The 12,180-nt window shown below is 73.4% G+C and carries 13 protein-coding genes; 4 read left to right on the forward strand and 9 right to left on the reverse strand.

The genetic code is table 11. From position 1 onward, the window contains the following. Positions 1 to 3: 3 nt before the first annotated feature. The 9 genes from ACFC1X_RS24600 to ACFC1X_RS24640 form a co-directional block, all read right to left on the reverse strand. Positions 4 to 429, reverse strand: coding sequence for a PaaI family thioesterase (locus ACFC1X_RS24600; RefSeq protein WP_114533248.1), 426 nt, complete (start codon positions 427 to 429; stop codon positions 4 to 6). Then, positions 426 to 1,154: a beta-ketoacyl synthase N-terminal-like domain-containing protein gene (locus ACFC1X_RS24605; protein WP_376356987.1), complete on the reverse strand. Its 729-nt coding sequence runs from the start codon at positions 1,152 to 1,154 to the stop codon at positions 426 to 428. Before ACFC1X_RS24605 ends, ACFC1X_RS24600 begins: the two co-directional genes overlap by 4 nt. Beyond that, the gene (locus ACFC1X_RS24610) at positions 1,151 to 2,326 is read right to left on the reverse strand and encodes a beta-ketoacyl-[acyl-carrier-protein] synthase family protein (RefSeq protein ID WP_376356989.1); all 1,176 of its coding nucleotides are present in this window, start codon (positions 2,324 to 2,326) and stop codon (positions 1,151 to 1,153) included. The genes ACFC1X_RS24605 and ACFC1X_RS24610 overlap by 4 nt, the downstream gene beginning before the upstream one ends. Continuing rightward, positions 2,316 to 2,567 carry an acyl carrier protein gene (locus tag ACFC1X_RS24615; RefSeq protein WP_376356991.1) on the reverse strand — a complete coding sequence of 84 codons (252 nt, stop codon included), beginning with the start codon at positions 2,565 to 2,567 and terminating at the stop codon, positions 2,316 to 2,318. The genes ACFC1X_RS24610 and ACFC1X_RS24615 overlap by 11 nt, the downstream gene beginning before the upstream one ends. Continuing rightward, on the reverse strand, positions 2,564 to 2,833 hold the full coding sequence (locus ACFC1X_RS24620; protein ID WP_376356993.1) for an acyl carrier protein: 270 nt from the start codon (positions 2,831 to 2,833) through the stop codon (positions 2,564 to 2,566). The genes ACFC1X_RS24615 and ACFC1X_RS24620 overlap by 4 nt, the downstream gene beginning before the upstream one ends. A 108-nt stretch (positions 2,834 to 2,941) precedes the next feature. Further along, entirely contained in the window at positions 2,942 to 4,213 is a 1,272-nt protein-coding gene (gene fabV / locus ACFC1X_RS24625) for an enoyl-ACP reductase FabV (protein WP_376356994.1), read from the reverse strand. Beyond that, positions 4,210 to 5,643, reverse strand: coding sequence for a class I adenylate-forming enzyme family protein (locus tag ACFC1X_RS24630; RefSeq protein ID WP_376356996.1), 1,434 nt, complete (start codon positions 5,641 to 5,643; stop codon positions 4,210 to 4,212). Before ACFC1X_RS24630 ends, fabV begins: the two co-directional genes overlap by 4 nt. Before the next feature lie 113 nt (positions 5,644 to 5,756). Next, positions 5,757 to 6,854, reverse strand: a complete 1,098-nt coding sequence (locus ACFC1X_RS24635) for a 3-dehydroquinate synthase II family protein (RefSeq protein ID WP_376356998.1) — start codon at positions 6,852 to 6,854, stop codon at positions 5,757 to 5,759. Positions 6,855 to 6,925: 71 nt separating this feature from the next. Further along, positions 6,926 to 7,756: a 2-amino-3,7-dideoxy-D-threo-hept-6-ulosonate synthase gene (locus ACFC1X_RS24640; protein WP_376357000.1), complete on the reverse strand. Its 831-nt coding sequence runs from the start codon at positions 7,754 to 7,756 to the stop codon at positions 6,926 to 6,928. Between the two features lie 319 nt (positions 7,757 to 8,075). Between ACFC1X_RS24640 and ACFC1X_RS24645 the strand changes: the two genes are divergently transcribed. Genes ACFC1X_RS24645 through ACFC1X_RS24660 form a run of 4 tightly spaced genes read left to right on the forward strand, consistent with a single transcriptional unit; the run spans position 8,076 to position 12,043 of the window. After that, the gene (locus tag ACFC1X_RS24645; RefSeq protein ID WP_376357002.1) at positions 8,076 to 8,645 is read left to right on the forward strand and encodes a flavin reductase family protein; all 570 of its coding nucleotides are present in this window, start codon (positions 8,076 to 8,078) and stop codon (positions 8,643 to 8,645) included. Beyond that, complete coding sequence (locus ACFC1X_RS24650) at positions 8,638 to 9,951, forward strand: FAD-dependent oxidoreductase (RefSeq protein WP_376357003.1); 1,314 nt, start codon at positions 8,638 to 8,640, stop codon at positions 9,949 to 9,951. The genes ACFC1X_RS24645 and ACFC1X_RS24650 overlap by 8 nt, the downstream gene beginning before the upstream one ends. Further along, positions 9,948 to 10,841 carry an arylamine N-acetyltransferase gene (locus ACFC1X_RS24655; protein ID WP_376357005.1) on the forward strand — a complete coding sequence of 298 codons (894 nt, stop codon included), beginning with the start codon at positions 9,948 to 9,950 and terminating at the stop codon, positions 10,839 to 10,841. Before ACFC1X_RS24650 ends, ACFC1X_RS24655 begins: the two co-directional genes overlap by 4 nt. After that, positions 10,838 to 12,043, forward strand: coding sequence for an LLM class flavin-dependent oxidoreductase (locus ACFC1X_RS24660; RefSeq protein WP_376357007.1), 1,206 nt, complete (start codon positions 10,838 to 10,840; stop codon positions 12,041 to 12,043). The genes ACFC1X_RS24655 and ACFC1X_RS24660 overlap by 4 nt, the downstream gene beginning before the upstream one ends. The last annotated feature ends 137 nt before the right edge of the window (positions 12,044 to 12,180 follow it).

Consider the following 12,180-nt stretch of genomic DNA (forward strand, 5'->3'; position numbering starts at 1 on the left):
CGTTCAGCGCCCCGGACGCCTGCGCAGCAGGCAGGTCAGCCGGGCCGTGGAGACCAGCTGGTCGCGGTGGTCGCGCACGGTGATCTGGTACGTGCCGATCTGGCTGCCCTGGTGCAGCGGCTCGCACACGCCGGTGACCAGGCCCTCGCGGGCCGCGCGGTGGTGGGTGATGTTCAGCTCCAGCCCCACCAGCATGCCGTCCGGCGCCACGTGGGCCCCGGCGGCCAGCGAACCCAGGGTCTCGGCCAGGGCGGCGCTCGCCCCGCCGTGCAGCAGTCCGAAGGGCTGCAGGTTGCCGCGCACGGGCATGGTCGCGACCACGCGCTCGGCCGACCATTGGGTGATCTCGATGCCCAGCTTGGTGATCAGCTGTTCGGCCACCAGCTCCGGCGGCATGAAGGCCATCAGCTCTTCCAGGGACTGCTTCATCGTTCCTCTCCCAGGGGGCGCCGCGCGCTCTCGGCCAGCGCGGCCAGGCGGTGCAGGGGGCCCGCGGCGGCATCGTCGGGGGCCGGGGCCTGCGGTTCGGCGGGCACCCCGGCGTGGCCGGCCGGGCCGGGCCGCAGCAGCAGGGCCACCGCGAGGTCGGCGGCCGGCGGACGCCCGTCGTGCCCCAGGGCGGCCAGCCGTGCGAAGGCGGCGGCGGTGCGCGGGTTGGCGGCCAGTTCCACGCCGATGACGAGGACCTGGTCGATCGTGTCGTCCAGCAGGAGCAGCGCGGCCGCGTCCAGGGCCGTGGTGTCCGCCTGGTGGTCCGCGGCGATGCAGTGGATGGGGCCGGTCAGCCCGTACTCGATCGCCAGGTGCCCGACGATCGAGGTGGTCACCGACTGGAAGAACAGCAGCGGGTTGTGCACCCGGCCGGAGACGAGCTTCTGGCTGGCGGTGTCGGAGGTGGTCGCGTCCGCGGCCACGGTGGCCAGCACGATCGCGGTGCTGTCCGGGAACGGCCCGGTCAGCGGGTTCGGCACGTCCGGCGTCCCGGGATCGCCCAGGCAGCGCCGTACCGTCTCGCGGACCAGCGGGTTGAACGCGGACACCACGAAACCGGGCACGACCGGCAGTTCCCCGCGCTCCGTCGCGGTGTCCACCACGGCTGCCGCGACGACGTCCGGCTGCCGCAGGGAGGTGGTGCCGGTGGGGGTGAGGGTCACGGCTGCTCCAGGATGATGGCGGTGTTCAGGCCCCCGAAGCCGGCGTTGAGCGAGAGCACCCGCTCCAGCCGCGCCGTGCGGGCCTCGTTCGGCACGCAGTCCAGATCGCACTCCGGGTCGGCGCCGTCGTAGCCGGAGGTGGGTGGCACGGCCTGCTCCTCGAGCGCCATCAGGCAGATGGCGAGCTCCACCGCTCCGGTGGCCTCGAGCATGTGGCCCGTGGTGCTCTTGGTGGAGCTGACCGGCAGGCGGTCCGCGTGCGTGCCGAAGGCGCCCCGCAGCGCGGCCGTCTCGGCCGGGTCGTTCAGCCGGGTGCCGGTGCCGTGGGCGTTGACGTAGCCGATCTCCTCGCCCGCCAGCCCCGCCGAGGCCAGGGCCCGGGTGATTGCCCGGCCCATGCCCGCGCCCCGCGGGTGCGGCTGGACCACGTGGTGGGCGTCGGCCGCCGCGCCGAAACCGGGGACGCGGGCCAGCGACCGGGCGCCGCGCCGCAGCGCGTGCTCGGGCGACTCCAGGACCAGGGCGGCCGCGCCGTCGCCGAGCAGCATGCCGCTGCGCCCCGCGGCGAAGGCCCGCAGCCGGCCGTCCCGGGCGAAGGTGCGCCCGGAGTCGAACTTGGCGAACTGCTCCTCGTCGACGAGGTAGACCCCGCCGACCACGGCCACGTCCACCTGTCCGGCGGTGATCATCCGGCACGCGTGGATGACGGCGCTGGCGGAGGCGACGCAGGCGTTGATGAAGGCCGCCCGCGGTCCGGTCAGTCCCAGGCCGGCGGCGACTGCCTCGGGGATCGACCCGGCGAAGCTGCGGTGCGCCTCGGCCGGGTCGCCCGGCCGGCCGGCGGCCCGGTCGGTCCAGAAGGCGTGCAGGCCGGTGAAGTCGCCCTGGGTTCCGATGAGGACGGCTGTGCGGGCCGGGTCCAGGTCCGCCGGGTCGAGCTTGGCGGCCGCCAGCGCACCGCGTGCGCAGTCCTGTACGGTCTCCAGCTGCCGGGGCGCCTGCCCGGGTCCGCCGTACGTGGCTCCGTAGGTGTTGCGGAACGGTGCGGTGCCGAAGCGGGTGATGGGCGCGAACGCGGGACGGCCCGCGAACACCCGTTCGCGCAGGACGTCCGCACCGGCACCGAAGGCGGAGAACGTCTCGTATCCGGTGACCCGGACGTCAAGCGGCATCGATGCCTCCTTCCGTGAGTGTGCTCAGGTACGTGTGGATCCCGCGGACCGAGGTGAAGAACTCCAGGTCCGGGCCGTACGGGTCGATGCTGATGCCGTGCTCCTCGTCCAGTACGTGCTGGAGCCAGACCAGGGCCAGGGAATCGAGGGTCAGGGGGGTGTCCTCGCCCAGTTCCCCGAAGTCCTCCGGGACGATCTTGTGGTGGGTGAGGAGCCGGCGGATCTCGGTGCTGTCGATCACGCCGCGGCCTCGTCGGCCGCGCCGTCCCGGGCACGCTCGACGGCCGTGACGAACTGCCCCAGGGTGGCGTCCGGCTGGGCCGCCGGGTCCTCGTCGGCGATCTTGGCGCCGAACTCGTGCTCGACCTGGACCAGCAGCTCGACCAGGGCGAGCGACTCCAGCTCCAGGCCGCCCGGGCCGAGCGGCAGGTCGTCGGAGACGTCCTCGGTGATGCTCGGGACGATCTCGCTGATGATGCCGATGACGAAGGAACGGATCTCGGACACGGCGGTACTCCTTGTCGGTGGGTGCGATCGGTCCGGCGCCCGGTTGTGGGTCCGGCGCCGGCGGGCGGAGCGGGTCGGGAGGAGGGGGAGGCAGGCCCGGGCGGGCGCTCAGGCCGGGGAGACGGCCGGCGGCGCGGTGGTCCGCGCGGGCACGAGCACGGGGTCGGTCAGCTCCCGCACCGGATCGGTGTCGGCCGCGTAGTCGACCGAGGAGAGCCCGAAACCGTTCAGGGCCAGCCACTGAGCCCGGTGCACACAGGGCGCGCCCAGCTCGGCGATGTTCTCGCCGGTGGCCAGGGCCAGCCGCCGGTCCACCTCCGCCTGCACGTCGGGCCGCAGCTCCAGGTCGTCCAGGCGCAGCCGGCCCAGCTCGTCGGTCGTGGGGTGCGGCGGCCCCTCCAGCAGCCGGGTGTCGCCCCCGGAGTACAGCCGCTTGGTCAGGAGCCGGTGCGCCTGCTCGATCGGGCCCTCCTGCAGGCCCATCTCCAGCATCACGCGGGTCAGCACGACGGTGTACAGGGTCTGCGCCGGGATCACCGAGCTGGCCTGAGTGACCATGGCCCGCATCACGGCGGTCAGCGCCCGGCCGCCCCGCGGGCGCAGGACGGCGTCCAGTTCCCGCCCGGTTGCCTCCAGGTCCTCCTTGGCCTGACCCAGTGTGCCGCTGCGGTACGTCGGCGCCAGCCTCGTGTTGCCGACGTAGCTGAAGGCGACCGTCACGGCCCGCGGGGCGAGCACTCCGGCCGCGCTCAGAGCGTGGATCCAGCGCCGCCAGTCGTCACCGCCCATGACCGCGACGGTGTCCTCGATCTCCTGGGCGGTGGCGGGTTCCACCGTGGCGGCCGCCACCTCGCGGGTGGCCGCGTCGTACGCCTTGGCGGTGAACGGCCGGCCGAGGGTCTTGAGCGCCGAACGATGGGTGTGCCCGGTCACCGGGTGGGTGCGGCGCGGCGCGGCCAGGCTGTAGACCACCAGGTCCACCTGGCCGAGGTCGTCGCGGACGGTGCGTATCGTGTGCTCCTTGACCGCGTCGCTGTACGCGTCGCCGACCACGGTGCGCCCGTACAGTCCGGACCGGGACAGTTCCGCCTCCAGAGCGGCGGTGTTGTACCAGCCGGCGGTTCCCGTCCGCTTCGCGGTGCCGGGGGACTCCTGGCAGACGTTCAGGGTGGCGGCGCCGGCGGCGAAGGCCGCCGAGATCCGGGTCGCCAGCCCCAGGCCCGCCGATCCCCCGATGACCAGGACGTTGCGCGGCCGGTCGGGGCCGGTCGGACGGGGCCGGGAGCGGACCGCGGCGATCTGTGTCCGGACCTGATCGGCGCAGCCGTCGGGATGGGCGTTGGCGCACAGCGTGCCGCGCAGCATGGGCTGGACGATCACCGCGCACCTCCGAGGGGGCCGGCCGGGGCGGCGACGGATCTGGTGGAGGGGCCCATCCGGGTCAGCAGCAGTTCGCGGTTGCGCACCAGCTTGCCGTTGCTCGTCCGGGGGATCGCCGGAGCCAGCTCGAACCGGCGCGGGATCTTGAAGTGGCTGATCCGGTCGCGGCACCACGCCTGGAGCTCCCGGGCGGTGACCCCTCCGGTGATCCCGACGAAGGCCTCGATGGTGCCGCTGAACAGCACCACCGCCTCGGTCACGGCGGGGTGTTCGGCCAGGGCCAGCTCCACCTCGCGCAGGTCCACCTTCAGGCCGCCGATGACCACCAGCGAGTCGCTGCGCCCGTGCACCGACAGCGCGCCCGTCTCCGGGTCGAGCGCCGCCAGGTCGTTGGTGCGCAGCCAGCCGTCCGCGTACCGGCTCGCGATGTCGTTGACGTACAGGTAGGGCGAGACGTCGGCGCGCACCTGGAGTTCGCCGTCGCGCATCCGGACCTCGGCGCCCGGCACCGGGTGGCCGACGGCGGGCGGTGCCAGACGGCCCGTCAGGTCGGTGGCGATGATGCCGGTCTCGGTCATGCCGTAGGCCTGTCCGATCCGCACCCCGTACCGCTCGTGGAAGCGCTCGTAGACCTCGGGGCTGATCACCTCGCCGCCGGACACGGCCAGCCGCAGGCCGGGCAGCGGGCTCCAGTCCGCGATGCGGGTGAGCAGCTCGAAGTGGAAGGGGACGCCGAAGAGCACGTCGGCCTGTGACTCCACCAGTGTCGACAGCAGCGTGCGGGGCTGTGCGTTCGGTGTGAAGACCAGCGTCGCGCCCGCCCGCAGCGCGTGCAGGAAGCCGCCGATCAGCCCGAAGGAATGGGTCAGCGAGTTGCTCAGCAGCACCCGCTCTCCGGCCTTCGGCATCTCCGGCAGGGCGGCGAAGGCGTCCAGCTCGGCCAGCAGCGAGTGCGCGGTCCGTCCGATCACCTTCGGGTAGCCGGTCGAGCCGGAGCTGAACTGCAGCAGGACGTGGGGGTTGGCGACGGTGTGGCCGGTGCGCCGTACCTCGACCTGCACCTCGCACTCGTCCTGGAAGACGACCCGGACCGCGCCGGAGGAGCCCGAGCTGATCATGAATCTGGGTTCGCACAGGTTCAGCAGCCGGTCCACCTCGGCGCGGGTGAGCCGCGGGTCCATCAGGATCACCTGGGCGCCGCGGGACCACAGGGCCAGCACGGTCCACAGGTAGGTGAAGCTGGGCACCATCTGCACGGCCACGGTCGAGCCGGGCCGGATGCTCTGGAGCTCGAACAGCCGCTCCAGTTCGGTGACCCTGGTGCGCAGGGTGTCCCAGGTCACCTCGGTCCGGGCGCGGGCCCAGACCGTGTCGGGGGGCTGCCGGCGGAGCATGTCCGCGATCCAGCCCTTGAGCGGCGCGTTCTCCATTGACCTCTCCGAAAGTGTTCGGGCGGCCGGGTGCGGGTGCGCCCCCCGACGGGGGCGGGGCGCACCCGCCGCACCGGCCTGCTTCCCGGGCCCGGGCCGTCCGGGGCCCGGGCCTACTTCTCGACGCAGAACTCGCCGACGGGCCAGCCGACGTGACGCTTGTCGGTCGCGATGTGGCCGAGGACCTGGTCGCCGTTGTTCAGTTCGGTGACGTTGAGGACCTTGGCGCCGGGGCCGAGGACGCGGACGTGCCAGTCGTCCTGGACGATGAGGTTGACCTCGACGCCCTCGGGGGACGTGGCGTGGATGCTCAGCAGCGGGCGCGACTCGAGTTTGATGCGGCCGACGGTGATGCGGCGGGTGCGGCCGTCGGCGCCCACGGCTAGGACCGGGTGGCCGGCCTTCAGCTCGCTGAGGTAGTTGGTGCGGTTGTCCTGGCCGAAGGCGTAGGAGTGCAGGGCTCCGGCGTTGATGCGGAAGGGGCGGGTGGGCATGTAGGGCAGCGGGTGGGTCTCGCTGACGCACAGGATGAACCCGTGTGCGTAGGAGCCGATGAGCATGCCTTCGTCCTGGTCGAAGTGCGAGGTGGTGTCGATGCAGACGCGGTCGCCCAGGCCCAGGTGCTCGATGCGGTCGACCGTCAGCGTGGTGAGGTCGAGGTCGGGGGTCTTCACGCGCAGGGCCTCGACGAGTTCGAAGACGTCGTTGGCGGTGGCCGGAGCGATGAGGATGCCCTCGGAGCCCTTCTCGAGCACGTCGATAATGACCTTGGCCTCTTCGAGGTCCGCGGCCCTGCAGACGAGCTGGCCGGGCGAGCGGTCGGCGGCTGCGATGACGATCTCGAGCGGGATCTTCGTCGGGTCCTTGAACTCCACGAGGGTGTAGGGGAGTTCGATCGCGGTCTCGCAGGCCAGCGTCAGCGTCGGGTCGTCGGTGACGTTGACCCGTCCGGCGATGTTCTTGTCCCCGGCCTGGTGGCGGGTGCGCAGGCCGGTCAGGGCGTTCTGGTCGGCGACGTCGTGGAGGACGATGAAGTCGTCGCTGTCGGCCCGGTCGTCGGCGAGAATGCGCTTGACGGTGGTGGGCAGCGTGGTGAGCAGGGCGGGGTCGTCGGAGACGATGCCGTCGACGCGGGCGTGGATGGCGGCGTCGACGATGGCCGCACGGTGCTCGGGCGAGGCGGAACGGACGTCGATCCAGGCGAACTTCACAGGAGTCCCTAACGGAAGAGGTGGAGGAGGGCGCGGACGCGGGCCCTCGGCGGGTGGCGGGGCCGCGCCGGTCAGAGAGTGACGGCGGCGCCGTACAGCTCGGGCACGTCCACGGAGAGGTCGACCGGCTGCTGCCGCGGCGCGTGCACGATCGCGGCGAGTTCGCGGACCAGGGTCTCGGGCTCGGGGTCGGTGAACACCCGCCGGCCCACGGCCAGTCCCGCGCACCCGGCGTCGACGGCCGACTGCGCGTACTGGGTCAGGCTCCGGCCGCTGGGCTGGCCGCCCGCCACCAGCACCGGAACCGGGCAGCTGGCCACCACGTCCGCCATCGCGCTGATGGGCTCGGCGGCCGAGGTCTTGACCAGGTCGGCGCCGAGGTCCACGGCGATGTTCACGACGTGAGCCAGGAGTTCGGGTTCGTGGGGGTCGGAGATCCGTGGCCCGCGCGGGTAGATCATCGCGAGCAGCGGCATCTCCCAGCGCGCGCACTCCGCGGCGACGGCGCCGAGATCGGCCAGCTGCCGGCTCTCGGTGTCGGATCCCACGTTGACGTGGACGCTCACCGCGTCGGCGCCGAGTTGCACGGCCTCCTCGACGCTGGAGACCAGGACCTTCTGATTGGTGTCGGCGGCGCGTGAGGTGCCTGCGCTCAGGTGGACGATCAGCGCGCACTCCCGCAGGTGGCGAGGGGCGATGCCGCGTGCCCTGCCCTTGTGGACGATCACCGCGTCGGCGCCGCCGGCGACGAGTGATCCCATGAGCCGATCGAATTCACCGGCGTTGACGACCGGTCCGTCCGACACGGAGTGGTCCATCGGAATGAACAGATAACGCTCGTCGCCGTGCCGCGAGAGGCGGTTGAGGCGAATTTCCCTCCCACTGGAAAGGGAATGTGACATGGGAATGGCCGCCCTTTCTGGACGATGAATTCGAATCCGCGGAGCACCTGGGGCGTGATGTTCCCCAGCGGTGTCACGTGGTCGGCAGGATCGCTGCCGGCGAGTGCGGTGCAGCGGATGGCCAGGAACTTAGGCGGCCGTTTCGGACGGGGTCAAGGGACTCGGGTCCCCACCTCCGTGCGGTGAAAGGGCCTGGCCGAGCGTGGGTCGCCGGGCGGCGCACCCCGGGGGTGCACCCCGAACGGGTACCCGGATGGGGCTGGCACCTTTCCCGCCCGAATGAAGGATGGAGCCATGACTAAAAGGAAGGCGGGTGGCAATGAATTCGTCCGTTGACCACGAGCGGATCCGCCCGGACCGGGCGGATTTTCGCCGGGCGATGGGGCGGTTCTGCACCGGCGTCACCGTCGTCGCCTGCGGCTCCGGTCCCACCACCGAGGCGATGACCGCCAACTCCCTGGTGTCGGTCTCCCTCGACCCCCTCCTGCTGCTGGTGAGCGTGCGCACCGCCGGGCGGCTGCACCGGCGGCTGAGTGACGGCGAGGACTTCTCCGTCAGCGTGCTGGCCGAGGACCAGGGCCCGCTCGCAGCCCTGATGGGCCGCTCCGAGCGCCCCCGCGGCACCGAGGCATGGCACCGGCTCGGCTCCTGGCACGGCCACAACGGCGCGGCGCTGGCGGCCGGTTCACCGGCGGCCTTCGAGTGCTCCGTCGAGGCCGCCCACCCGGGCGGCGACCACACCCTCTTCCTGGGCCGGGTGACCGAGGTCCACCTCGGTCACCCGGCCCAGCCACTGCTGTTCTGGGCGGGCGGCTACCCCAAGCTCGCCGATCAACTGTCCGTGCCTGCGCCCAGCAGGCCCCGCGAGGTGGAGAGCACCCATGTCTGAACCGTCCGGCACCGAGCACGGCCCCCTCCCGCGGCCGGCCGGTCCCGCCGACCCCGAGGTCGCCATCGTGGGCGCCGGGCCCGCGGGGCTGCTGCTCGGCCTGCTGCTGGGCCTGCGGGGCCGCCGGGTCCTGCTGATCGAGCGCGAGGACGAGCCCGTCCCCGGCGGCCCCGGCAACGGGATCTGCCCGATCCTGCAGCCCGCCACCCTGGGCATCCTCGACCGCCTCGGCCTGCTGCCCGAACTGACCGCGAACACCACTGCCGTCACCCACGGCGAAGTCGCCGCGGGCGGCGTCACCGTCGCCTCGTACGCCTACGCCGATCTGCCCGGCGCACCCGTCGCCCACGCCCTGCCCACCTCGATCGTCCGGCTGCGTGACGTGCTCGCCGCCGCCGTCCGCGCCCTGCCCGGCACCGAAGTGGTGTACGGCGCCACGGTGCGCGCCCTGGTGCGGCGCGAGGGGGCCGCCCCCGACGTGCGCGGCCTCGAACTCGAGGACGCCCGGGGGGTGCGCACCCTGTACCCCTCGCTGATCGTGGGCTGCGACGGCAAGCGCTCGGCGGTCCGGGAGATGGCCGGCATCAGCGCCCCGGCGCGCGCCTTCAAGCGCGGCTACACCGAGCTGCGCCTGCCGCTGCCCGGGTCCTGGGGGCCCGTGATGCGCGCCGCCTTCACCGCCGACGGCTACGTGCTGGGCACCCCGATCGCCGACGAGACCCTGCTGTTCGCCTGGATCACCGACCCGGACACCGCCGGCGAGGCCGTCGACGGTCCGCTCGAAGCACTCGCCGAGCGCTACGCGCAGGCCGCGCCGCAGGCCGCCGACTGGATTCGCGAGCACACCACCGACCGCTCCCAGGTGCGTGAGTTCCTGCACCACATCGTGCGCCCCGAGCGCTGGACCGACGGCAACGTCGTCCTGGTCGGCGACAGCGCCCACGGCGTGCACGTCTACGGCGGCCAGGGACTGAACCTCTCCCTCCAGGACGCGGCCTGCGTGGCGACCGCCGCCGACCGGGCCATGACCGCGGGCGACACCGCGGCCCTGCACCGCTTCGAGGCACTGCGCCGGCCCTTCACCGAGGCCTTCCAGGACATGCAGGAGGCGCACCTCGACGCCCTCGCGGCGCGTGCGGGCCGGGCCGCCGCGGGGGACGCGGGCGAAGGCGCCGGCCACCTGCCGGACTTCGCCCCGCTGGCCCTGGGCCAGAGCGAACTGCGTGCCGCGTTCGCCGCGGCCGTCCCCGAGGGCGCGCGGTCCCTTCCGGCCGCCGTGTCCGTCGGCACCGGAGCCCGCCCGTGAACCTGACCGACCAGCAGCGGCGTTCCTACCTCGCGCGCATCGGGTACGACGGCCGGCTCGAACCGACCCTCGAGGCGCTGACCGCGCTGTGCCGGGCTCATGTGCGGGCCGTGCCCTTCGAACTGCTCGACGGCCCCGACGGCCTCGTCCCCGGCATCGACGCGGCCAGCGTGTACAAGAAGGTCGTACTCCGCCACCTCGGCGGGGCCTGCATGGAGGTCAACAACCTCTTCGCCGCCCTTCTGCGCGACCTCGGCTTCGAGGTGACCACGCACGCCTCCCGCCCCTGGCTGCCGCAGGACCGCGCCTACACCGACACCGGCGACCACATGATCCTCGTGGTCCGGATCGAGGGCGTCGCGTTCCTCGTCGACGTCGCGTACTCCCAGCTGACCGCCGTGACGCCGCTGAGGCTGGACGGCAGCGAGTGCACCGAGCACGGCTGGCGCTTCCGCGTGCTGCGCGACCGGGACGGCGACGACCACATCGCCCAGCGCGCGGGAGCCGGCGGCCGGTGGTCCCCGATCCACCGGTTCACCCTCGATCCGCGCGGCGGCGAGCACTTCGCCACCATCCTCGACCTCTATCTGACCCCGGGCACCGGCTCGCCCATCCCCCGCACGCTGATGTGCTCCCGGGTGACCGGCACCGGCAAGGCCACGCTCGTCAACGACGTGCTGATCGAGACCGCGGACGGCGGTACGGAGCGCAGCAGCCGGGTCGACACCCCCGAGGCGGCCCGGGCCGCCCTCGCTCTGATCTTCGCCGGCCATCCGACCCTGGCCGAGCGCGGCGCCCGCATCTGGCAGCGCCTGGTGGGCGACCCCGCCGGCACCCCGGCCCGTGCGGCCGCCCCTTCCGCCGCGACGTTCGAGGAGACCTCCGCATGACCCGCCCGCAGATCGGCTTCGGCGCGTTCCTCTCGCCCCTGCACCCGCACGGCGAGAGCCCCACCCTCCAGCTCTGGCGCGACCTTGACCTCGTGCAGTGGCTGGACGAACTCGACCTGGTGGAAGCGTGGGTGGGCGAGCACCACTCCGGCGGCTGGGGCACCGTCTCCTCGCCCGAGGTGTTCCTCGCGGCGGCCGCCGAGCGCACCCGCCGCATCCGCCTGGGCACCGGCGTCACCAGCCTGCCCTACCACCACCCCTTCCACGTGGCCTCGCGGATCGTCCAGCTCGACCACCAGACCCGCGGCCGCGTGATGCTCGGCGTCGGTGCGGGCTCGGCGCCCGGCGACGCCCACATGCTGGGCATCCACCCCTCCGAACAGCGCCGGATGACCGGCGAGTCCCTGGAGGCCGTCCTCGAACTCCTCGCCGGTGAGGGCCCGGTCAACCGCGCCACCGACTGGTTCACACTGCGCGACGCGCGCCTGCAGCACCGCCCCTACCGCCCTGGCGGCATCGAGGTGGCCATCTCCAGCGCCGCCTCCCCGCACAGCATGCAACTGGCCGGCCGGCACGGTCTGAGCCCGCTGTCCTTCGCCTCGCCTCGCCCCGGTGGCACCGCCCCCGACCTGCGCCGCCAGTGGCAGTACGCCGAGGAGGCCGCCGCGGCCGCCGGCCGCACCGTCGACCGCGCCGACTGGCGCCTGGTGGTCAACGTGTACGTCGGCGAGTCCCGCGAGCGGGCCATGGAGGAGCTGCGCGAGGGCGCCGCGGCCTGGCTGCGCGGCTACTGGGGCGACATCGTCGGCCTGCCGGTCGACGCGCTCGGCATCGAAGAGGGCCGGGAGATCGAGTACCTGGTGGCCAACGGTGCCGCGATCGTCGGCTCGCCGGACGAGGTCGCCGCGGGCGTCGAGGAGCTGTACGAGAGCAGTGGAGGCTTCGGCACGCTGCTGGTCGCCGGCGCCGACTGGGCGTCCCGGGAGAACACCCGGGCCTCCTTCGAGCGTCTGGCGCGCTTCGTCGTTCCGCGCTTCAACGGCTCGCTGGAGGGCTTCGAGGCCTCCGCCGCGTGGGTGCGGGAGCACAGGTCCGAGTTCGTCGCCCAGGCCGTCGGCGCCTTCCAGAAGGCGTTCACCGATGCCGGGGTGACCGCGCCCGCCCTGCCGGTGCCCGAGCCGTCCGGCACCGGCTCGCACTGAGCCGTCCCCCGCCCCGGGGGCGGGCCCCCCGCCACCCGCGCCGGGGGCGGGCCCCCCCCCCGGGCACCCCCCCCCCGCCCGCCCCGCACCCCCCCCCCCGGCGCCCCCCCGCCCCCCCCCCCCCGTACCCCCGGGGC

Origin of the sequence: Streptomyces sp. NPDC056128 (assembly GCF_042263835.1) — a bacterium.
Lineage (GTDB): Bacteria > Actinomycetota > Actinomycetes > Streptomycetales > Streptomycetaceae > Streptomyces.